Origin of the sequence: Hymenobacter sp. CRA2 (genome assembly GCF_002007105.1) — a bacterium.
Classification (GTDB): Bacteria; Bacteroidota; Bacteroidia; order Cytophagales; family Hymenobacteraceae; genus Solirubrum.
Genome location: NZ_MVBC01000022.1, coordinates 1 through 22299, shown reverse-complemented (window position 1 = coordinate 22299; position 22299 = coordinate 1). Strand labels below are relative to the sequence as shown.

Sequence of the window (22299 nt, the reverse complement as noted above, 5' to 3'; positions counted from 1 at the left end):
GAGTGATGGAGTTTCAAAGAAAAGCCGGCGCAGCGGCGGCTATTTGGTATTGAGCAGCGTCAGAAAGGCGTGGCGGGCGCGGCCCGAGTCCAGGGATTCGTAGGCGGCTTCCAGCGCGTCGGGCAAGGACATCCGGGGGTTGATGCAGCAGATGCCCATGGCGGCGTTGGCGGCCACCACATCGCACTGCGGGCGGGTGCCTTTGCCGTCGAGCACGTCGCGGAAGATGCGGGCGGAGCCTTCTACCGAGCGGCCGCCCACGAGGTCTTCGGCGCGGCACACCGGTAGGCCGAGCGCGGCCGCCGTCAGCAGCCGCTCACCACCCTCGGAGGTGGCAATTTTTGCCTCGCCGGTGAGGCTCAGCTCGTCGTAGCCGTCGAGGGCGTGCACCACGGCGTAGCGGGTGCCGCTTTCCTGCAGCAGATACTGGTAGAGGCGTAGCAATTCCAGGCTGTACACACCCAGCACCTGCGCCACCGGCCGGGCCGGGTTGATCAGCGGGCCGAGCATGTTGAAGAAGGTACGCACGCCCAGGTCGCGGCGCACAGGCGCTACGCGGCGCATGGCCGGGTGAAAGGCCGGCGCGTGCAGAAAGCAGATACCGGCCGAATCGAGCAGCCGGCGCATGTGGTCCGGCGTAGCGTCGAAGTCGTAGCCGAAGTAGGCCAGGATGTTGGACGCCCCTACCGACGACGAGACGCCGAAGTTGCCGTGCTTCACCACCTTGTAGCCGGCCCCAGCCACCACGAAGCTGGCCAGGGTGCTGATGTTGAGCGTTTCCTTGCCGTCGCCGCCCGTGCCCACGATGTCGAGCACCTCGTGGGTGCCCAGCTCCGGGTCGCGGCACAGCTCCAGCAGCGCGTCGCGGAAGCCAGCCAGCTCGGGCACGGTGATGGGGCGCATGCGGAACACCGTCAGCAGGGCAGCGGCTTCCGCGTCGTTCACTTCGCCCTGCCCCAGGCGCAGCATCAGGGCATGAGCCTCGCTACGGTTCAGGGTGTGGTGGTCGAACAGGGCGGTGAGCAAATCTTTCATTATAGAGGTGAAGTTGTGAGTGGTGAATTTGTGAGGAGCGCCGTGGCCCCGAATAGAAAGGCGAAATGACTGGTCGGTCAATTCACCATTTCACTACTTCACAATTTCACCTTCGAGCCAGTTCTTGAGCAGTTGGTGGCCGTGTTCGGTCAGCACCGATTCGGGGTGGAACTGCACCCCACGTACGTCGTAGGTTTTGTGGCGCAGGGCCATGATTTCGCCCTCGTCGTCGTAGGCCGTGGCCTCGATGCACTCGGGCAGGGAGCCGGGCTTCACGGCCCAGGAGTGGTAGCGCCCCACCCGAAAACGCTCGGGCAGACCCTGAAACAGCCGCTCATCGGCCTCGGCCACCGTGGCTTCGGAGGCTACGCCGTGGTGCACATCGGTGAGGTTGACCAGCTCGGCGCCGAAGCTTTCGGCAATGCCCTGGTGGCCCAGGCACACGCCCAGAATGCGCTTGGTGGGTGCGTAACGGCGGATCAGCTCGGGCATCAGGCCAGCTTCCGACGGAATGCCGGGGCCGGGCGAGAGCAGCACCGCGTCGTAGGCGTCCACTTCGTCGAGGTCGAGCTGGTCGTTGCGGCGCACGGTCAGCTGCTCGCCGTAGCCCAGCTCGCGCAGCACCTGCACGAGGTTGTAGGTAAAGGAATCGTAGTTGTCAAAAACGAGGATGTTCATCGCAAAAACGGCTGGCAGTGAGAAATGCGGCGCGCACTACAACGCGGCCGTGGTCAGCGGGGCGCGGACGCCGATTTCGGTGGCTAACACTTCTTCGCCGGCTTTGGCGGCCTGCTTCATGGCCTGCCGCAGGGCGCCCAGCTTGTGGTGCACTTCGTTCAGCTCCGATTCTATTTCGGATTTGGCCACTACGCCGGCCCCGGCCTGGTAAAACAAAGTGTTGCCCACGCTCACGAAGGAGCGGATGAAAATGGCGTGGTTGAAGTCGCCGTTCAGGCCCAGGTGGCCAATGCAGCCGCCGTAGAGGCCACGGTCGGTGGGCTCCAGTTCGTCGATAAGTTGCATGGCCCGCACTTTGGGCGCGCCCGAAAGCGTACCGGCCGGGAAAGTATCGGCCGCTACCTGCAGCGGGTCGGTGCCGTCGGCCAGGGTGGCAGCCACGTGGCTCACCAGGTGAATGACGTGCGAGTAGTACTGGATTTCGCGGAAGCGGCGCACTTCCACCTTTTTGCCGTGGCGGGCCAGATCGTTGCGGGCCAGGTCCACCAGCATTACGTGCTCGGCGTTTTCCTTGGGGTCCTGCACCAGCTTTTCGGCCAGGGCGGCGTCCTCGGCGTCGTGGCCGGTGCGGCGGAAGGTGCCGGCAATAGGGAAAATGCTGGCCTCGCCGCGCGCTACCCGCAACTGCGGCTCGGGCGAGGAGCCCAGCAGGCGGTAGTGGCCGTAGTCGAAGTAAAACAGGTAGGGCGAGGGGTTGATAGCCCGCAGCGCGCGGTACACCTGAAACTCGTCGCCGCGAAAACGCTGCTGAAAGCGCCGGGCCAGCACAATCTGGAACACGTCGCCGCGCAGGCAATGCTTCTGCCCCTGGGCCAGCACCCGGCGGAATTCGTCGTCGGTCTGGTTGGTCGTCTCCTCCCCTTCCAGCGTGAAGCTGAACGTGGGCCGCACGGGGCTGCGCACCACGCTCAGCAGACGCTGCAGGGCCACCTCGTTGGGCTCCTCGCCTTCGGGCGTGTGCTCGAAGATGTGCAGCTCCTGCCGGTAGTGGTTCAGGGCCAGCACGTAGCGGTACAGGCCGTAGCGGGCGTCGGGCAGCTCGTACGGGCTGGGCTTGGCGCCGTCAAACGTCACGTCCTCGCAGTACTGGGCCGCGCCGTAGCCCATGAAGCCGAACAGACCGCCGGAAATAAACGGCTGTTCGCTTTCGGGGGCAGTGAACCGGTTGGCAAACGTCCGCAAGCGGCCCAGTGCCTCGTGGCGCGGGTCGGCCAGGGTGCTGCGCTCCTCCTGCCCGTTGGGCAGCCGCTCCAGCAGCTCGGCACCGCGCAGCTCAAAACGGGCCAGTTCGTCGAGGGCGAGGTAGGAAAACGCGTTTTGCTGGGCGTGGTAGTCGGAGCTTTCCAGCAGCAGGCAGCCGGGGTACTGGTCGCGCAGGCGCAGGTACAGGCCTACGGGCGTCACGGTATCGGCGGGCAGGCGCAGGTGGCGGGTACGGAGCTGAATGGGAGAAGACATGGCGGAAATGGGGCTCGGGATGAGGTGGCAGCAACCGGGCTTAAATGCAACAAGCCCGGCTGGTTGGCCGGGCTTGTACTGCTAGTACTCTGAGGGGTAGCAGGGTCAACTGCTTCAACAACTCAACAGACGCAGGGCATTAGTCCCGACCGGTAAAACGGCTGGGCCACCACCAAAGCAGCTGAGAAGTGGAAGCGAGAGTCATAGTGAGTGAATGGTTGACGGCACAAAAGTACAGCAGACTGTCAAGATGCCGCAAGCATTTATCAAATTATTTCAATGATTGACGCTAAATTTTAACAATTTTCAAAATACCTGTACGTATATCGTCAATACTTCAAACTTAACAGCCAATCCGCGGCTTGGTTTGCGGAAATGCTAACAGCTGTTCGTCACTGTTTAATAAAATGCTGCACGGCGCTGCTCGTACCATGCTTTAGCCGCACGGTGTACGCGCCGGCCCGCAAGTCAGCGACGCCGATGGTACTATCGGCCTGCCGGAGCGTGCGCCGCAGCCACACCCGACCCGTGGAGTCGCTGATTTCCAGCTTGGCCTGCACCCAGCCGCTGGGCAGCAGCACGCGCAGGGTATGCGCCGCCGGATTGGGAAAGAGCGAAAAGCCTACCTTGGCACTAGGCGTCGTGGCCGTGACCCCGGTGCGAAATAGCCACTGGTAAGCGGCCGGAAACTCGCGGCGCCAAAACCACTCGGCGTGCTGCCCGTCGGTGCGGGTCTGGTAGCTCAGGTCGGTGGCGGCGTAACCGGCGCGCTGCAGTGAGTCGCGCACGGCGGCCATAAGCGGCACCATGGTCTGGCTTTCCTGCGCGCCGGCCACAAAGTAGAAGCGCGTGGGCTGGGCCGCCGCAGCCCGGTGCTGGTGCAGATAGTTCTTCAGGTCAGCTTCCGCAAACCAGAAAGCGGGCGAGAAAATGGCAGCCCGCCCGAACACGGCCGGGTACTTCAGCGCGGTATAGAGCGAGATGAGCCCGCCCATGCTGCTGCCGCCGATGCCGGTATTCAGCCGGTCGGGCAGGGTGCGGTAGTGCGCATCTATATAAGGCTTGAGCGTCTGCACCAGAAACTCCACATACTGGTCGCCCTGCCCGCCGCCGTACTGGGGGTTGTTCCAGGGCGAATATTCGTTAAGCCGCTGCGCGCCGTCGTTGTCGATGGCTACTACCACGCAGCCGATGGGGTCCTGCCCCTGCTGCTGGAGCTGGCTCAGGGCTTCATCCACGCCCCACTCGCCCGAAAAGCTGGTGCACTGATCGAACACGTTCTGGCCGTCGTGCAGGTAGAGCACGGGGTAGCGCCGGCCGCTGCTGGCGTAATCGGCCGGCAAATACACCCACACGCGGCGCGTACGGCCGAGCTGCGGCATCTGAAAAGCGGTGCTGATGACCTGCACCTGCGGTTGCAGCGCCGTGGACTGGCACGGCGGGGGCGCCGTGCCGCCGAGGTCTTTCCAGTTCGCCACCTGCACATCCACCGTGGCGGGCGCGCTGCCGATGGTGTAGCGTCGGTTGCTGATGTCCTGGTTTTGCGCGTCGGTTTCGACGGACGCCCACGCCCCGCGGGTAAACTTGAACTCGATGGTGCCCGTGACGCTGGCCGGCAGCGTGAGCGAGTACGTGCCATCGGGTTGGCGCGTGAACGAATGCGCCGCGCTGCCGGGGTTCCAGCCGTTGAAGGAGCCGGCCATGTACAGGGTGGCGTTGGCGGGCGTAGCCGCCGGCACGCTGGTCAGCCGAAAGGTCGTCTGGGCCTGAGCCGTAGCGCTGGCCGCCACCAACGCCGCGACGATAAAAGAAAAGCGCATATATCAGGAAACTTTGTCGGGTAAAAGTGCCATAATTAAGCGAAACCGTAACAGCCCACTCGCTTAGTGATTAAACGGTCACTCACGATTGCGTTGAATTCGCCAATTTTGCCGCCCGAAACCACGTTGAACACCCTGCTTTTTGCGCGAGTTGCGAGCTTTTCCTGCCTGACTGGCTTTCAGGTCTCTACCCACTAGTAAAAAAATCATTGCCAGGAACTGATTCAATTCATTGGGTTTGACTTTACCAAAACTTTATCTTGCGCAGTTTATTAATGAGTCGGGCAGTTTTAGTAACTACTCACGCATTAGAAAAACCAAATACAGAGGCTTACAGAGCTTCTTTCGACCGCGTCTCACCAGTCCCTGCAATTTTCCCACAACCCATTTCATGTCATCATGAAGCAATCCTACCTGCCGAAACTTTGGTTTCTGCTCTTTTTTATCTGTTGCACATTGAGTGCGGCCGCTCAGGGCACCGTGAGCGGCCGCGTACTCGATGAAAAGCAGCAGGCCCTACCGGGCGTAACTGTAATGATCGAAGGCACGCAGCTGGGCAGCTCCACCAACGCGGAGGGGCAGTTTCTGATTCAGAACGTGCCCGCCGGCCAGCAGACGGTACTGACCTCGTTCGTGGGCTATTCCACGCAACGCATTCCGGTGAACGTGACCAACGGCCAAACCACCAACGTGAAGGACATCACGCTGGGCGAAAACACCACCCTGCTGAGCGAAGCCGTGGTAGTAGGCTACGGCGTGCAGCGTCGCCAGGACGTGACGGGCTCCATTGCCTCCGTGCAGGCGAAGGACTTCGTGCCGGGCCAGGTGACCAACCCCGAGCAACTGGTGCAGGGTAAAATCGCCGGCGTGAACATCACCACCGGCGGCGGCGCCCCGGGCTCGGCCAACAGCATCCGTATCCGCGGCGGCTCGTCGCTGAACGCCAACAACGACCCGCTGTTCGTAATCGACGGTGTGCCGGTGGACAAAGGCGGCATCAGCGGCGCCAGCAACCCGCTGACGCTGATCAACCCGAACGACATCGAGTCGGTGACGGTGCTGAAAGACGCTTCGGCGCTGGCCATCTACGGTAACCGCGCCTCCAACGGCGTAATCCTCATCACCACCAAGCGCGGCGTGCAGGGCGAAAAGCTGACGGTGAACTTGTCCTCGCAGACGTCCATTTCGAAGCCCTTCCGGACCTACGAAGTGCTGGGCGCCGATGAGTTCCGCTCGCTGATCCAGGCCAATGGCATGGCTTCGCAGGTGGCCACGCTGGGCGCCGCCAACACGAACTGGCAGGACGAGATTTTCCGCTCGGCCGCCACGTACGACAACAACATTAGCCTGACCGGCAACCTGGGCAAACTGCCCTTCCGCGTTTCCTACGGCAACCTGTACCAGGACGGTATCGTCCAGACTAACAACCTGAAGCGTAACACCGGCTCCATTACCCTGTCGCCGGTTATCCTCGACGGCCACCTGCGCATCGACGTAAACGCCAAGGGCACGCAGCTGCAGAACCGCTTCATCGATAACGGCGCCATCGGCAACGCTATCTTCTTCGACCCGACGCAGCCGGTCCGCTCGTCGGAAGCTCAGTTTGCCCCCTTCGGCGGCTACTACCAGTACCTGACGCCCACCGGCGTGCCGCTGACGCTGGCCCCCGGCAACCCGGTAGCGGCCCTGCGCAACACGCGCAACGTCAGCGACGTGAAGCGCTTCATCGGCAACGTGCAGCTGGACTACAAGTTCCACTTCCTGCCCGAGCTGCGCGCCAACCTGAACCTGGCCACCGACCTCTCGCGCGGTTCCGGCTCGACCACCAACTCGGTGACGGACTTCGGCAACTTCAACTCCGACGCGACCAACATCAACCAGAACGGCCGTTACTCGCGGTTCCAGCAGGATAAAGACATGCGCCTGCTGGAATTCTACCTGGCCTACAACAAGCAGCTGGGCGAGAACAGCAAGTTTGACGTGCAGGCAGGTTACTCCTACCAGCTGTTTGAAAACCAGGGCCCGCTGTTCCTGGCTTACCGCTTCGACCGCACCACGCCGTACATCGCCGGCCAGGAGCAAACGGTAACCGGCTACTACGACCCGTACAAGCTGAAGTCCTACTTCGGCCGCGCCAACCTTTCCATCAAGGACCGCTACCTGCTGACGGCTACGGTGCGTAACGACCGTACCTCGCGCTTCCTGCCGAAGGAGCAAAGCGGCTACTTCCCAGCCTTGGGCCTGGGCTGGCGCCTCAAGGGCGAAGACTTCCTCGCCAACACGGCCTCCATTACGGAGCTGAAGCTGCGCGCCGGCTACGGTCTCACGGGCCAGCAGGAAATCGGCGGGCCGTTCGACGCGCTGCCGCGCTACGTAACCGGCCGCTCGGGCGTGCAATACCAGTTCGGGGTGGATGCCAACGGCAACCCCATCTTCGTGACCACGCAGCGTCCCTCGGGCTACAACCCGGACCTGCGCTGGGAAACCACGGCCACCCTCAACGTAGGTCTGGACTGGGGTGTGCTGGATAACCGCCTCTCGGGTACCCTCGACGTATACGAGCGGAAAACCGAAGACCTGTTCGCCAACGTATTTGTGCCGGCCGGTGGCTTGAGCAACCAGCTGAACCGCAACGTGGGCAAGCTGACCAACCGCGGCGTGGAACTGGCCATCAACGCCGTGCCGGTGCGTACGGAGAACTTCAACTGGGACGTGAACTTCAACGTGGCCTACAACAAAACCAAGATTACGGACCTTGGCCGCCAGCAGGAAGGCTTCATCGGCTACCCGGTGGAAGGTATCCCCGGCGGTACGGGCACCAACATCCAGATCAACTCGGTAGGCTACGCCAACAACGCCTACTACGTGTACCAGCAGGTATACAACCAGGACGGCAAGCCGCTGGAAGGCGTGTACGTGGACCGCAACGGCGACGGCTCGGTGAACGAGCAGGACCTGTACCGCTACAAGCAGCGCGCCCCACTGGCTACGTTTGGCTTCACCACCAACTTCGCCTACAAGCGCTTCACCCTGAACGCTGTGTTGCGCGCCAACGCCGGCAACTACGTGTACAACTCGCTGGCCGGCAACCTGGCCAACTATGCCAACGCCAACACCTCGACGGGCTTCCTGGGCAACCTGCCGGTGAACATCCGCGAAACCGGCTTCCGCAGCCAGGGGGTGCTGTCGGACTACTACGTGGAGAACGGCTCGTTTATCCGTGGCGAAAACATCACCCTGGGCTACAACGTGGGCAAGATTTTCCGCGAGGGCTCGAATCTTCGCCTGACCGCTGCTGTTCAGAACGTGTTCCTCATCACGAAGTACAGCGGCCTGGACCCGGAAATTTTCAACGGGGTTGACAACAACTTCTATCCCCGTTCGCGCACCTTTACGTTCGGCCTGAACGCCAGCTTCTAACCCACCCGATCCATGAATAAAGTTTTAATCCGTGGCTTGGTAGCAGCCACCACGGGCTTGGCCCTCACGGCCAGCCTTGCGTCCTGTGACCTGGACGTGAAACCCAAGTACGAGACGACGCCGGACCGGGTATACGTGGACCTGAACGGTTACCGCTCGGTGCTGGCCAAAGTGTACGGCGGCTTCGCCGTGACGGGCCTGGGCTCGGACGACAACCTGGCGACGGGCGGCGGCGACGTGGGCGGTATCGACGAAGGTACTTCCGACTACATCCGCCAGCTGTGGAGCGCGCAGGAGCTGTCGACCGACGAGGCCGTGCTGGGCTGGGGCGACGCCGGCGTGCGCGACTGGCACAACATGAACTGGTCGGCCTCCAACCCGCTGATCCGTGGGCTGTACTACCGCATCTACTACGAAATTGCCATTGCCAACGAGTTCATCCGCGAATCGAGCGACGACAAGCTGAACTCGCGCCTGAGCGGTGCTGACGTGGCTGCCGCCAAGCGCTACCGCGCTGAGGCCCGCTTCCTGCGCGCCGTGGCTTACTTCCACGTGCTGGACCTGTACGGCGGTGGCCCCTTCGTAACGGACACCGACCCGGCCGGCGTGTTTACGCCGCCGTACCGCAACCGTCAGCAGATCTTCGAATTCGTGGAAAGCGAGCTGCTGGCCCTGAGCAACGACCCGGACTTTGCTGACCCGCGCACCAACGAGTACGGCCGCGTGGACAAAGCTGCTGCCTGGGGCATGCTCTCCCGCCTGTACCTGAACGCCAACGTGTACACGGCCAGCCAGCCGGGTGCCACCAACGGTACCCCCCGCTACACCGAAGCCGCCACCTACGCCAAGCGCGTGATTGACGTGCCTGGCTACGCCCTGTCGACCACGGCCGCCGGCAACGTCGCTTCGGCTTACGGCCGCTTGTTCCTGGCCGACAACCACACGGCCCCGGCCCGCAACGAAATCATCTGGCCGGTGACCTTCGATGCCGGCAACACCCGCAGCTTCGGCGGCACCACCTTCCTGGTGAACGGCTCGGCCAGCTCCAGCAACGCTAGCTGGAAAGCCAAAGTAGGCATGCCCCAGGGCGGCTGGGGCGGCATGCGCGCCACCAAGAACCTGGTGAACCTGTTCGGCGCCGACACGGCCCGCGACACCCGCGGCCGTTTCTGGACCCAGGGCCAAAACTTGGAAATCAACGACCTCGGCGCGTTTACGGACGGCTACGGCGTGGTGAAGTTCCGCAACGTTACCTCCACGGGGGTGTCGCTGGGCGGTTCGCAGAGCCAGTCGAGCGTGGACTTCCCGATGATCCGCTTGGCAGAAATGATGCTGAACTACGCCGAAGCAGTGAAGCGCGGCGGCACGGGCGACGCTGGCTTGGCCCTGACCTACGTGAACCAGCTGCGGGCCCGCGCTTACGCCAACGCCTCGGGCAGCGCCATCACGGCCGGCCAGCTCACCACCGACTTCATCCTCGATGAGCGCGGCCGCGAGCTGTTCTGGGAAGGCTTCCGCCGCACGGACCTCATCCGCTACGGCAAGTTTACGGAGGGCACCTACCTGTGGCCTTGGAAGGGTGGCACGCCGGGCGGCCGTGGCGTAGAAACGTTCCGCGCCCTGTACCCCATTCCGGCTTCCGACCGGGCAGTAAACCCGGCTCTGCCGCAGAACCCGGGCTACTAACCAACTTTTCGTGGGGCTGGCTTTACCTTCTGGAGAAAGCCAGCCCCTGAAAAAGCAAATTCCCACATTCAATATTTCCCACGATATGAAACACTGGTTCTCTAGGCTCCTGGGGGTAGCAGCAGTGCTGTTCGCCTTTTCGGCCTGCGAAAAGGATGAAACCCAAGCAACCCTTACGCCTTCCAATTCGCCTACGCTGAGGGCTTCCACCAACAGTGTGGTGCTCACGCAGGCCAACGCGGCTCAAACGGCTATTACCTACACCTGGACGCCGATTTCGTCGTTCTCGTGGCAGAACGCCTCGAGCGAATACCAGCCCGCTGTCACTTACACGATTCAGCTGGACCGCCAGGGCAATAACTTTGCGTCGCCGGCCAACATCAGCGCCGGCAACGGCCCGACTACCGCGCTGACGGTTGAGGCCCTTAACACCAGCCTCAATACCCTCGGCCTGGCCCCCGGCACGGCGACTCCGCTGGAGGCCCGCCTGCGCGCCAGCTACGCCGCCAACGCCCCGCTCTACTCGGAAGTGCTGCCCCTGACGGCTACCGCCTACCGGGTGTGCGTTGCCCCGCGCGACGCTAGCGGTGCGGAAATCGTGTGGTCCATTATCGGCCCGGCCGGCGTTGACTGGGACACCGACGTAGTGCTGACTTACGACTGCGATACGCGTACTTACGGCACCACGCGCGCGCTGAACGCCGGTGAATTCAAGTTCCGCCGCAACCGCGACTGGGGCACCAACTACGGCGACGACGGCGCTGATGGCGCCCTGGAACTGAACGGCGCCAACATCACGGTAGCTGCCGCAGGCAACTATACCATCAAGCTGGACCTGAACGCTACTCCCAAGCCTACCTTTACGCTCACGCGCCGCTAGGATTGCCGTGACACACAACAAAAAAGCCCCGCTCGCGGGGCTTTTTTGTTTTCCAGTCATTACAGACTTATGAGCCAGGAAAGCCGAACATGGTGCTGTTTCTCGTGCCATCTGCTTCAAGTACGCGCTGGCTTTCTGGGCACAGCCTGGCCTGGTTAGTTTTGGCAATGCGCTTCACCATACTTTACCGGCCATAGAAAAAGGGCACCTGAGACGTGCCCCCTTTTCTATTATACAACAAGGTTAGGATTATTGGACTACTAGTTTCGTGCTGGTCGTCTGGTCGCCTACGCGCAGCTTCACCAGGTACGAGCCCGCGCTGAGCTTGTCCAGCTCGTAGCTCTGCGTGCCCAGCTGCGAGCCGGCGGCCAGGCTACGTACCTGCTGGCCCAGGGCGTTGTATACCGTCAGGGCTACGTCCTGCTGCCCACCCGGCACCACGTACTGCACGCGGGCTGCGCCGCTGGCCGGGTTCGGATACACGCCGAACTGCAGCTTGGCAGCTACCTCGGGGCGGGTGGCCAGCACACCGGTGCCGATGACGTAAGCCAACGACTGCGTGCCGTTGATGGTGGTGAAGTTCGGGTCAGCCCCCAACGCGGTGGTCTGCCCAGTAATCTGCGGAATTACGTCGGTGGTGAACACACCGTCGCCATCGGTGTAGGCGGCAAACAGATCCACGCGGCCGCCTACTGCCAGCGGGGTCGTGCCATTGCCGAGTACCGACAGCGGAATTTCCACTTCCCAGCCGGTATTGGTGGTATTGGCCGCGAGGCTGGCCGTGTTGGAGTAGGCCATCCGGCTACCCGCAAAATCGGTGGGGGTGGTTACGGTCACCACGGTTCCCGATTTGTTGCCGGCGCCAATGTAGCTGTCGTTGGCCCCAGTGGCGGTGTAGTTCACGCGGCTGAAGTACACATCGGTAGCATTCGGACCGATGGACATGCGCAGGCCGTAGTCGACTTCCATATCCATGGTGGGCCGGTGCTTCAGCGGCGAAAGCGGCTCGCTGCCACCGGCCAGGCGCGTGCCGCGGGCTGTGCCCGTACGGCCGGGGGTGTTCAGGTACATGATCAGGGCCTTGTACTGCCCCGAGGTAACGGCTTCGGGGGAGGCCACCAGCATCAGGTTCAGCGTGGTAGCGGTGTAGCCCACGTACAAGGCCTTGAGGCCCCGGTCGGCATCGGAGTGCGTACCCGAGTAAGCGGCCACTTGCTGGTATTTGCCAACGCCCGTGCCCATTTCGGCGGCGGAGGCTACGCCATCGATGGTAAATTGGGCCTGGGCGCTGAAGGCGCACAAAGCGAGAGCGGCGGTACTAAACAGCGTAGAGGTGTACTTCATGGTGTGTAAGAAAAAGTGGGAAGTTTTTGAAAGAGCCTTAGCACTTGGGGAAATATGTTGAATAATACGCAAAGCCTATACATCATTGTTGCGTTATTTTTTCATATGGATTGCACTCATCCAAGCTGGTTGTCACAGCAGTAGGTAAATCGTCACTCAGGCCGCGCAAAAACCTCCGCTTCCAAGTCCTGAGCCGTGCCGATTTCTACGCTCCCCTGCTAACTTAGCCCCTTCGTGACGCGCCGGATTTGGTGGCGCGGGCATGAGCTACCGCAACCCTTCCCCGCTTTACTTATGATTCTCATTGCCGACGGCGGCTCGACCAAAACCAGCTGGTGCCAGCTCGACCTCGCGGACCCGCACCAGCGCGTCCACTTCAACACCGAGGGCTACAACCCCTACTTCATCGACACGGCCGGCATCGTGGCCTCGCTCGACGAGAGCCTGCCCGATACGCTGAACCGCCAGGCCGTGCGTGAGGTGAGCTACTACGGAGCTGGCTGCTCTACCGAGCAGAACGTGGCCACCGTGGAGCGGGCCATGCGGCAGGTGTTTCCTTTGGCTAATGTGTTTGTGGGCCACGACCTGCTGGCCTCGGCCCGCGCGCTGCTGGGCAACAAGCCGGGCTTCGCCGCCATCCTCGGCACGGGCACCAACTCCGCCATTTACGACGGCAAGGACATTGCGCACAACATCGACTCGCTGGGCTACTTCCTCGGCGACGAGGGCTCCGGCTCGTGGATCGGCAAGCGCCTGCTGCGCGACTACATGCGCGGCCTGCTTCCCGACGGCCTGCAGGAAGCCTTTCACAAGCAGTACGAGCTGGAAAACGAGCAGATCTTCGACCGCCTCTACAACCAGCCGCTGCCCAACCGCTTCCTGGCGTCGTTCAGCAAGTTTGCCTACGACCACAACAACGTGAGCTACTGCCGCGACATCGTGGTGGACGGCTTCGAGGCCTTCTTCCAGAACTTGGTGACGCGCTACCCCAACTACCAGGATTACTCCTTCAACTGCGTGGGCTCGGTGGGCTACAACTTCCGCGACGCGCTGGCCCAGGTGGCCCGCGCCCACGGCATGGAAGTCGGCAAGATCATCCGCTCCCCTATCGATTCGCTGGTGGACTACCACGTGGAAATGGCCGCGGCAGAGTAGAAACCACAGAAGGTCTAATAAACGAAGGGACGACACGTATGTACGCGTCGTCCCTTTGCGTTAGCACGGCTCCTCTTGAAGTCGCTTGCCAGGCCACGAAAAATCCCGCCCCGATTGCTCGGGGCGGGATTTTGCTTAGACGCTTACACGAAGCTTACTGCACGACCAGGCGCGTGGTGGCGGTGGTAGCACCAGCCTGCACGTTGATCAGGTACACGCCGGCGGCCAGGCCGTCGAGCGACACGGGCACTTCCACCGTGCCGGCCGGGCGGTTGGCGAGGCTGATGGTTTTCACCTCGCGGCCGATGATGTTGCGCACGCTCACTTTAACCGGAGCGGCCGAGGGCAGCATCAGGCGTACGGTGGCGCGGGCCGAGGTTGGGTTCGGGGCTACCGTGAGGCCCAGGGCGGCTACCTGCTGGGCGGCTTTGGTGGGGAGCACCGTGCCGGGGCGAGCTACGCGCTTGGTGGTGTACACGTGGTACTCACCGGGCTGCAGCGTCAGTTGGGCATTCACGTTCGAGACGGTGATGCTGTCCCCTTTCAGGTAGTCGTACCACTTGCCGGTCTGCTGGAAAGCCGGGTCGATGGTGGTGCTGTTCACGTCGAAGTTGCCAATGACGGTGACCTTCTGCGTGGCGTCGCTCAGGTGAATGCTCTTAGCGGCGCCGGCCAGCTGCTGGGTGTAGCTGGTCGGGTTGTCAAACACCGCTTCGCTTTTCTTCAGCTTGATGAGCGCGCTGTAGGCGTCGTAGAGCTTGCGGCGGGCCGGCTCCTGGTAGTAGTTCCAGCGGATGGGCTTGTTGCCCACGCGGCCGTTGAAGTCGATGCTCACGTCGTAGCCCAGTTCGCCAAACTGCCAGATCATCTTCGGGCCGGGCACGGTGAAGAAGAAGGCCGCCGCGGCTTCGTTGCGGGCCAGGGCCACGGGCAGGGTGCGCACGTCGTGGGCGGGGTTGGTCTGGTTGCCGTAGCTGAGGTTCTTGAACATCAGGCGCTCCTCGTCGTGGCTTTCCATGTAGCTCACCAGGTTGGGCTGCGTCCAGCCGCGGCCGCCCACGGCGGCGTTGCCGTAGTAAGTACCGCTCAGGTTGGAGGTATTCACGTAGCCCATGGCGGCCTCGTTGTAGTTGTAGGTCATGTTGCCCCACAGCATCAGCCCCACGTTCGACAGGGCAAGTTCCTCCGTGTTATCGGCGAAGTGCTCCAGGATGGCAAACGCGGTTGGGTCCACGGACTTGATGTAGTTGTAGTAGTCCGTCCAGATGTCTACGCGCGACTGGTCGTAGCGGCCCCAGGCCCCGACGTCAGCCCCAGAGTTGGTCTGGGTGAAGCCTTTCGAAAGGTCGAAGCGGTAGCCGTCCATCTTGTACTCGGTCAGCCAGTACTCCATCACGCGCTTCGAATACGCCTTGGTGAGAGGGCTTTCGTGGTTGAAGTCGAAGCCCACGTTGAAGGGGTGCGTAGGCGTGACGTTAAACCACGGCGAATCGGAGGTCACGTTGTTGTTGGCGTAGTACAGCTGCACCAGGGGGTTCTGGCTGAAGGCGTGGTTGAGTACCATATCCAGAATCACGGCCATGCCGCGGGCGTGGGCCGCGTCCACGAAGCGCTTCAGCTCGTTTTTGGGGCCGTAGTACTTGTCGGGGGCCATGTGGAACGAGGGGTTGTAGCCCCACGATTCGTTGCCCTCGAACTCGCCCACCGGCATCAGCTCGATGGCGTTGACGCCGAGGCGCTGCAGGTAGCCCAGGGTGTCCACCAGGGTCTGGTAGTCGTGGCGGGCGATGAAGTCGCGCAGGTGCAGCTCGTAAATCACCAACTTGGTTTTTGCCGGGCGCTGGTAGCCAGTAGCCGTCCAGGTATACGCCGGGGCGTTGGTCTGCAGCACCGATACGATGCCCGTGGTCAGGCCCGTGGGGTAAGGCTTCAGGTTGGGGTAAGTCACGGCCGGAATGTACCGGTCGTTGTCGGGGTCGAGCACCTTTTCCGCGTACGGATCGGCTACGCGCAGCGTGCCATCCACGAGGTACTGGAAGGCGTACTCGCGGCCCGGCGTCAGGCCGTTGATTTGCACCCACCACTGCTTGCCGTCGGGCGTCTTGTTCATGTAGGCGGCCTGCTCGGGCTGCCAGTTGTTGAACTCGCCGATGGCGTACACGAACTGCTTGTTCGGGGCCGTCAGCACGAGCACGGCGGAGGTGCCACCGGGCAGGTAGTTGATGCCGTCGCGCACGCCGCTGGGCAGCACTTGCGTAGCCACCGCCGGGCGGATGTACACGATGCTGGAGTCCGACACCGACGTATTGCCCACGGTAGCCGTGAGGCGAATCACGTTGCGGCCGGCCTGGGTAGGCGTCACGCTGCTGGTGAGCGTGGTAGCGTTGGTCTGCTGGGCCACCTGGGTGCCGTTGAGGCGCAGGGTGAGCGTGGCAGCCTGCGAGGCCGTGCCCGATACGCTTACGGCCGTGCCGCTGTTGATGAAGGTCGGGTTCGGGCCGGCTACCGGAGTGGTGATGCGCACCGAGAGGTTGGCGCTCTGGGCTACGTCGATGAAGATGTCGCCGCCGCCGGTGGCGCGGCCGACCTGCGTGCCAGCGCCGTTGCGAAACAGCATGGCCAGCTTCAGGATCTGCTCCGAGGCCGGCACGTTGAACCAGGTGCGCACATCGGGCGTGATGGTGAGCGTGTAGCGGTTGGGGGCCACGCGCGTGAGCAGCACCGACGGATCGGGGGCGTTGAAGTTGGTGAACTTCACGTGCTTCCAGTCCGAGGGCGAGGTGCTCAAGTTGGTGATGACGCCGATGTGGGCGTACACGTCGCCGGTAAAGTTGTTCAGCCCCGCGTTGCCTTGGGTGGCATCAAACGTAATGGTCACCGGGTCGCCCGCCGTGAAAAACGCCGGGTTGGTGGTGACCACCTGCGCGCGTGCCGCGCCGGTCAGCGCCAGCAGCAGCACGGCGAGGAGTCGAAGTGCTTTCATTGAGTGTGGGAATGGTTGAGAAAAAGATGGTGTCAACAGGAAAGCATGGCGTATACAAGCAGGCCTTTTGGTTACCGATAACGGCCAAACCGGGCTTTTCTGCGTACTTTTCGGCCTATGCCGACACTAAGTTACGCCCGTTTTTATTTGTGTGGTTTATTAATGTTTTTTAATGGATTGAGGACTCACTCAGCCTGGGCGCAGCAAGTGTTGCGTTTACCCCCTATAGTCACTTTACCTGATACCACGCACACGCAGCTCCCGACAGTACACAAAGTAGAAGTGCCGCTACTTGGCCGCTGTTCCGTCCCTCTGGTCATACCCCGCTACCGCCTGCCGCTCGTCGTCGGTACTTTCGCTGTGGGCTACGCGGGTACCTATTCGGCTTTGGCGTCGGGTTGGTACACGGGGGAGCGGACGCGCTTTCACTGGTTCAACGACCTGCCCGAGTGGAAGCAGCTCGACAAAGCGGGCCACTTCTGGGGCGCCTTCCACGAAAGCCGCGGCGCGGTGGATTTGCTGCGCTGGTCGGGCCTATCAGCGAAAAAAGCCCTGTGGTACGGCGGCTTCGTGGGGTTTCTGCTACAGAGCCCTATCGAGTACTTCGACGGCCGCGACGCCGACTACGGCGCTTCGGCTACCGATCTGGCGGCCAACTTCCTCGGCTCGGCGGGCCTGATCGGGCAGCAGCTGGCCTGGGGCGAAGTGCGCCTGATGCCCAAGGTGTCGTTTCACCGCACGCGCTACGCCGCGCTGCGCCCCAACGTGCTCGGCAAAGGCGACGGCGAGCGGCTGCTCAAGGACTACAACGGCCAGACCTACTGGCTTTGCGCCGACGTGGGCGCGTTTCTGCCCGCCGGCAACCGCTGGCCGCGCTGGCTGCAGCCGGCCCTGGGCTACGGCGGCCAGCAGATGGTCTTCAACGACCCCAACACCAACCGCGCCGCCGGCCTCGACGCCTACCGGCAGTACTATCTATCCTTCGACATCGATCTGCGCCGCATCCCCACGCGCAGCAAGGCCCTGCGCACGGTGTTTTACGTGGCCAGCATCTTCCACCTGCCGGCCCCGGCGCTGGAGCTGAACCGCAAGCGCGGGCTGGTCATGCACGGGCTGTATCTGTAACGAAGCCAGCCAGCCCCTAAAAGCGGCCGGTACGCGTTCCGACTTGCTGCTGTAAGGTTTGTAGCTGCCCGCGTGTTGTCTCGGGGCACTTCGTCAAGGCCTTAAACCGCGTCGGGACTTGTCGCGGCACGTGTATTGAGCCCGAACAAGCTGCCAGGACAAGTCCCGGCGCATTTCTTGGTTTGGTGAACGGCATCAGCACAAGTCCCGATGCACTTTATTACCCTGCCTAACTGTTCTAGGACTTGTCCCGGCGGCCCGTGCGTAGTAGAGGAGCGCCCCCGATGGCCGCCGCGCCGCTTTCGGGCCTACAGGCAACTTTTCCCGTTTCTCTGCCGACCTTTACCCCCTGCCCTACCTTGCGCAAGCCGCTTTTGCGCCGTATGTAGGCCTATCCCCGAACCCGAACTGCAACCACTATGAATATTGGAGACCGAGTGCGCCTCATGTCCGGGCGCGAAGAAGGCATCGTTACCCGCATCCTCGATCAGAACCTGGTAGAAGTCACCATCGATGATTTCCCGGTGCCGGTACTGCGCTCCGAGCTGGTACTGGTGGCCGCCGAAGAGTTCAAGGCTTTCGGCGGCAGCGAGCTGGCGCCTTCGCAGGTAGCCGCCCCGCGCCCCATCAAGCCGAACAAAGCCGCTGCTAAATCGGCCGCGGCCCCTACGACTACGACTACGCCCACCGGCAGCACCGTAACGCCGGCCAAAGCCGCCCCCGCGCTGCCTGCGCCCAAGGGCCTGTACTTGGCTCTGGTGCAGCAGACCTCGGAGCTATTGGTGGCTCACCTCATCAACAATACCGACGCCGATGTGCTCTTCACCTTCGGGGAGGAGCGCAACGGGCAGTACCGCGCTCTGGCCGCCGATAAGCTCGCGCCCAAGACCGTGAGCCAGCCGCTGGGCCACCGCCACCTGAAGGACTTCGACCAGTGGTCTACGGCTGTGGTGCAGCTGTTGCCCTCGCAGCTGAACGCGCCTACGCTCTACGATACGCTGCTCAAGCGCGTCTCCTTCAAGGCCAGCTCCTTCTACTCCAGCCGCCGCGAGGCGCCGGTTATCAAGCGCGAAGCCTACCTGTTCCAGCTCGACGAAAAGCCCGCCGCTCCCATCGCCGTGCCCACCACCGACGAGGCGCCCAAGCCCGCCCCCACGGTGGACCCGGTGAAGCTGCGCGACCAGATTGCCGACAAGCTGCGCGGCGACGCCAAATCGGTGGTGCCCGCGCCCAAGGCGGAGCCGGCCAAGGCCATTGTGCCCCCGCCCCACGAGGTAGACCTGCACCTGGAAGCTCTCAAGCCCGAAGGCGGCACCGAAGGCTTGAGCAATACTGCCGTGCTGGAGCTGCAAACCGCCGCCTTTGAGGACGCGCTGAGCCGGGCCCTGGCCACCAACATGCACGAAATCGTGTTCATCCACGGCGTGGGCAACGGCACCCTGCGCAAGGAGCTGCACAAGCGCCTGAGCCGCAACCGGGATATTAAGTTCTTCGAGGAAGCGCGCAAGGAAAAGTTCGGCTACGGCGCTACGCTGGTGCGGCTGAAGTAATACAGGGAGCAGGTTTGGAGTTGATTATGCCCAGCAACTTCCAAACCTGCTCCCTGTATTACTATTTTGGCTTGACAAACCATAAATTAAGAATATGTTTTTTTTACTCTTAGCAGCCGCCACTGATTCCAGTCAGCATTCCAGCTCTGGCATGGCTGGCGTTGAACTCATCAAGCTGATAACACCAGTTGCTATTTTCATTTCAGGGATTTTAGTGAGCCGCTTAATCGATGCGTATAAGGAACGCAAAAGATTAAAAGAAATATAAGATTATTTTCATTCACTTGTATTACTATCTGAAGAAACAGTAAAAATTCAAATTATAAATATCAATATATGTATTGACAAGTTAAAGGATTTAAATATGAAAAACATTAAGAATTTAAATATATTCAATGAAGCAAACTACCCGATAGATAATATCAGCAAAATCAACCATGCAGATTTGTTCAAAGCATTAATCTCCAATAAAAAAGGCCCAACACAAGGCAAAACTGAATTCTTTCAAAATATTCAATCTTCCGTTGGATTCATCAGCTCAATACCTAAAATCATCGACGCAGCCAACCAAGAGATAGATAGACAGATAGAAGGCATCCTAAAAGACTTCAAAAATGCGCAAGACAGCGTTATTGAAGATATCAACGAGCTTATCTCGGCTTCACATGAAGACAATAGCATTGTGAAAACTAATGAAGAAATCAAATTTATTACAAATATAACCTCTACAGCAAAAGCTCGACAAGAAATTGCGAGCAACAAACTAGAGAACCAAAAACTAAACGACATTCATATCAGATTTATTTTGCCACTAGTGAAAACAATCGAAAATTATGCAAACTACAATTTCACTCCCAACACATTAATCACAAGTGTTTCTGTAATGGCTAGCTATTACTATAAACTTGAAGTATTCTCAGAAACAAAAATTGAACACCTCACCAACATAGCAAGCAGACTTACTAAAGCGTACAAAGAAATCAAAGACGCATCCGAATATTTCAAACCATTATAACATTGCGCTTAAATATAATTTTATACCACAAAACATCTATCAGCTTTTATTTCACGCCCAACAAACAGTCTTACATGCGCTTCCCCGGCCTGCTCGCCGCTTCTCTCTTCGCCCTCAGCACGCTTCCCAGCCTCGCTCAGCAAACTGCCCCGCAGTTGCCTATTCCACGCAACCTGCAGGCTACCTACACCAAAGGCACCCGCAGCCCCGACGGCAAGCCCGGCCCGAACTACTGGCAGAACACGGCCGACTACACCATCAAGGTCAGCTTCGACCCGACGACCCGGCGCGTGGCCGGCACGGTGGATATCGACTACCTGAACAATAGCCCCGAGTCATTGCCGCGGCTGCTCTTCAAGCTCTACCCCAACTACTACCAGAAGGGTGCCCCGCGCACCAGCCGCATCGACCCGGCCGACGAAACCGATGGCGTGAACATCGAGCAGTTGAGCGTGAACGGGCAGGCGGTGGACACCGACAAGCTGCTGATCCAGCACACCAACATGCTGGTGCCGCTGCCGCAGCTGCTCACCACCAAGCAGCGCGCGAAGGTGTCCATCACGTACTCGTACACGCTCAACAAAGGCTCGCACATGCGCACCGGCGAGGTGGAGCCCGGCGCCGCTTTCGTGGCCTACTTTTTCCCCCGCGTGGCCGTGTTCGACGACATCGACGGCTGGAACGACTTCGCCTACAACGGCCAGCAGGAGTTTTACAACGACTTCTGCTCCTTTAAGGCCGACATCACCGTGCCCAAGGACTTCGTGGTGTGGGCCACCGGCGACCTGACCAACGCCGATCAGGTGCTGACCAAAACCTACGCCAAGCGCCTGCGCGAGGCCGAGAAGAAGGACGCCGTGGTAAGCATCATCAGCCCCGACGAGGCCCAGCGCCGCGGCATCACCGCCCCGAACGCACAGAACACCTGGCACTTCGAGGCCCAGGACGTGACGGACTTCGTTTTCGCCACCGCCGACCACTACGTGTGGCAGAGCACCAGCCTGGTAGTGGACCCGGCTACCAAGCGCCGCACCCGCGTGGACGCCGTGTACAGCCCCAAACACAAGGACTACCAGGAAGTCATCGACTTCGGGCGCAAGACGGTGCAGGCCATGAGCTACACTTTCCCGAAGTGGCCCTTCCCCTACTCCCATGAGACGGTGTTCGACGGCCTCGACCAGATGGAGTACCCCATGATGGTGAACGACAACCCGGTGGAAACCCGCGAGGACGCCATTACCCTCACCGACCACGAAATCTTCCACACGATGTTCCCCTTCTACATGGGCATCAACGAGACGAAGTACGGCTGGATGGACGAGGGCTGGGCCACCATCGGCGAGTGGCTGATTTCGAGCATCATCGAGCCCAAGATGAGCGACGATTACGGCGTGGTGCCCTACGCCCAGAGCGCCGCCACCGAGGTCGACGTGCCCATCACCACGCTCAGCACCCAGCAAACGGGCACGGCTTTCTTTCTGAACTCCTACCCCAAGCCCGCCTTCGGCTACCTCTACGTGAAGGACCTCTTGGGCGACGAGCTGTTTACCAAGGCCCTGCACACCTACATCCAGAACTGGCACGGCAAGCACCCGATGCCCTACGACTTCTTCAACTCCATGAACGCCGGCGCCGGCCGCAACCTGAACTGGTTCTGGCAGCGCTGGTTTTTCGACGGCGGCTACCCCGACCTCTCCATCCAGAGCGTGACCAAGCAAGGCGCCGGCTACGACGTGACAGTAGAAGCCAAAGGCACCAAGCCCGTGCCCGTCGACCTGACCATCACCTACGCCGACGGCAGCACCCAGCAGGCGCACCGCAACATTGGCGTCTGGGAAACCGGCGCCCGCACCGTAACCGTGAACCTGCCCGGCGACAAAGCCGTGAAGCAGGTGAAGTTGGGCAGCACTTTGGTGCCTGACAGCTACACGCGGGATAATGTGTGGGAGGGGCAGTAGAACCTTATAGCGGATTCATGAACGATGTACATGATAACCACAATGGTTGAACCAGGCTTTGGCATCCTTGCTGGAAATCCACTCAACCGCGGTTTGGATAGCCGCCTCCAGTGCTTCACGGGTACGGGCCTG

At 61.2% G+C, this 22299-nt stretch carries 15 protein-coding genes; 9 read left to right on the top strand and 6 right to left on the bottom strand.

The features are described from left to right. Positions 1-39 precede the first annotated feature (39 nt). From trpD to B0919_RS23115, 4 genes are all read right to left on the bottom strand, one after another. Positions 40-1035 (bottom strand): anthranilate phosphoribosyltransferase, encoded by a 996-nt coding sequence (trpD, locus tag B0919_RS23130; protein ID WP_078014683.1) that lies wholly within the window; start codon positions 1033-1035, stop codon positions 40-42. A 93-nt stretch (positions 1036-1128) separates the two neighbouring features. Continuing rightward, a complete protein-coding gene (locus B0919_RS23125; protein WP_078014682.1) occupies positions 1129-1713 on the bottom strand; it encodes an anthranilate synthase component II in 585 nt (194 codons plus the stop codon). 36 nt (positions 1714-1749) lie between these two features. After that, complete coding sequence (locus B0919_RS23120) at positions 1750-3231, bottom strand: anthranilate synthase component I family protein (RefSeq protein WP_078014681.1); 1482 nt, start codon at positions 3229-3231, stop codon at positions 1750-1752. A gap of 392 nt (positions 3232-3623) precedes the next feature. Beyond that, a complete protein-coding gene (locus B0919_RS23115) occupies positions 3624-5051 on the bottom strand; it encodes an alpha/beta hydrolase-fold protein (protein ID WP_078014680.1) in 1428 nt (475 codons plus the stop codon). Between the two features lie 456 nt (positions 5052-5507). Between B0919_RS23115 and B0919_RS23110 the strand changes: the two genes are divergently transcribed. From B0919_RS23110 to B0919_RS23100, 3 genes are all read left to right on the top strand, one after another. Further along, entirely contained in the window at positions 5508-8471 is a 2964-nt protein-coding gene (locus B0919_RS23110) for a SusC/RagA family TonB-linked outer membrane protein (RefSeq protein ID WP_254846655.1), read from the top strand. A gap of 12 nt (positions 8472-8483) precedes the next feature. Then, the gene (locus tag B0919_RS23105; protein WP_078014678.1) at positions 8484-10157 is read left to right on the top strand and encodes a RagB/SusD family nutrient uptake outer membrane protein; all 1674 of its coding nucleotides are present in this window, start codon (positions 8484-8486) and stop codon (positions 10155-10157) included. An 85-nt stretch (positions 10158-10242) separates the two neighbouring features. Continuing rightward, positions 10243-11037 (top strand): SusE domain-containing protein, encoded by a 795-nt coding sequence (locus tag B0919_RS23100; RefSeq protein ID WP_078014677.1) that lies wholly within the window; start codon positions 10243-10245, stop codon positions 11035-11037. A 249-nt stretch (positions 11038-11286) separates the two neighbouring features. Here B0919_RS23100 and B0919_RS23095 read toward each other — a convergent pair whose 3' ends face one another. Further along, positions 11287-12381, bottom strand: coding sequence for a T9SS type A sorting domain-containing protein (locus B0919_RS23095; protein ID WP_078014676.1), 1095 nt, complete (start codon positions 12379-12381; stop codon positions 11287-11289). 294 nt (positions 12382-12675) lie between these two features. Between B0919_RS23095 and B0919_RS23090 the strand changes: the two genes are divergently transcribed. Further along, complete coding sequence (locus B0919_RS23090) at positions 12676-13536, top strand: N-acetylglucosamine kinase (RefSeq protein WP_078014675.1); 861 nt, start codon at positions 12676-12678, stop codon at positions 13534-13536. 154 nt (positions 13537-13690) lie between these two features. Here B0919_RS23090 and B0919_RS23085 read toward each other — a convergent pair whose 3' ends face one another. Beyond that, on the bottom strand, positions 13691-16519 hold the full coding sequence (locus tag B0919_RS23085; protein WP_078014674.1) for an alpha-amylase family glycosyl hydrolase: 2829 nt from the start codon (positions 16517-16519) through the stop codon (positions 13691-13693). Positions 16520-16879: 360 nt separating this feature from the next. Between B0919_RS23085 and B0919_RS23080 the strand changes: the two genes are divergently transcribed. The 5 genes from B0919_RS23080 (at position 16880) to B0919_RS23070 (ending at position 22167) form a co-directional block, all read left to right on the top strand. Beyond that, positions 16880-17644 (top strand): YfiM family protein, encoded by a 765-nt coding sequence (locus tag B0919_RS23080; protein ID WP_254846654.1) that lies wholly within the window; start codon positions 16880-16882, stop codon positions 17642-17644. A gap of 419 nt (positions 17645-18063) precedes the next feature. Further along, positions 18064-19194, top strand: a complete 1131-nt coding sequence (locus tag B0919_RS23075) for a Smr/MutS family protein (RefSeq protein ID WP_078014673.1) — start codon at positions 18064-18066, stop codon at positions 19192-19194. A gap of 94 nt (positions 19195-19288) precedes the next feature. Then, positions 19289-19462 carry a hypothetical protein gene (locus tag B0919_RS25450; RefSeq protein ID WP_176133189.1) on the top strand — a complete coding sequence of 58 codons (174 nt, stop codon included), beginning with the start codon at positions 19289-19291 and terminating at the stop codon, positions 19460-19462. A 96-nt stretch (positions 19463-19558) separates the two neighbouring features. Next, positions 19559-20209, top strand: a complete 651-nt coding sequence (locus tag B0919_RS24925; protein ID WP_139362338.1) for a hypothetical protein — start codon at positions 19559-19561, stop codon at positions 20207-20209. Positions 20210-20283: 74 nt separating this feature from the next. Further along, positions 20284-22167, top strand: a complete 1884-nt coding sequence (locus tag B0919_RS23070) for a M1 family metallopeptidase (RefSeq protein ID WP_078014672.1) — start codon at positions 20284-20286, stop codon at positions 22165-22167. Positions 22168-22299: the final 132 nt, after the last annotated feature.

Coding starts and splice junctions, on each gene's coding strand:
- trpD (WP_078014683.1), bottom strand. CDS start 1,035: ATGAAAGATTTGCTCACCGCCCTGTTCGACCACCACACCCTGAACCGT.
- B0919_RS23125 (WP_078014682.1), bottom strand. CDS start 1,713: ATGAACATCCTCGTTTTTGACAACTACGATTCCTTTACCTACAACCTC.
- B0919_RS23120 (WP_078014681.1), bottom strand. CDS start 3,231: ATGTCTTCTCCCATTCAGCTCCGTACCCGCCACCTGCGCCTGCCCGCC.
- B0919_RS23115 (WP_078014680.1), bottom strand. CDS start 5,051: ATGCGCTTTTCTTTTATCGTCGCGGCGTTGGTGGCGGCCAGCGCTACG.
- B0919_RS23105 (WP_078014678.1), top strand. CDS start 8,484: ATGAATAAAGTTTTAATCCGTGGCTTGGTAGCAGCCACCACGGGCTTG.
- B0919_RS23100 (WP_078014677.1), top strand. CDS start 10,243: ATGAAACACTGGTTCTCTAGGCTCCTGGGGGTAGCAGCAGTGCTGTTC.
- B0919_RS23095 (WP_078014676.1), bottom strand. CDS start 12,381: ATGAAGTACACCTCTACGCTGTTTAGTACCGCCGCTCTCGCTTTGTGC.
- B0919_RS23090 (WP_078014675.1), top strand. CDS start 12,676: ATGATTCTCATTGCCGACGGCGGCTCGACCAAAACCAGCTGGTGCCAG.
- B0919_RS23085 (WP_078014674.1), bottom strand. CDS start 16,519: ATGAAAGCACTTCGACTCCTCGCCGTGCTGCTGCTGGCGCTGACCGGC.
- B0919_RS23075 (WP_078014673.1), top strand. CDS start 18,064: ATGAATATTGGAGACCGAGTGCGCCTCATGTCCGGGCGCGAAGAAGGC.
- B0919_RS25450 (WP_176133189.1), top strand. CDS start 19,289: ATGTTTTTTTTACTCTTAGCAGCCGCCACTGATTCCAGTCAGCATTCC.
- B0919_RS24925 (WP_139362338.1), top strand. CDS start 19,559: ATGAAAAACATTAAGAATTTAAATATATTCAATGAAGCAAACTACCCG.
- B0919_RS23070 (WP_078014672.1), top strand. CDS start 20,284: ATGCGCTTCCCCGGCCTGCTCGCCGCTTCTCTCTTCGCCCTCAGCACG.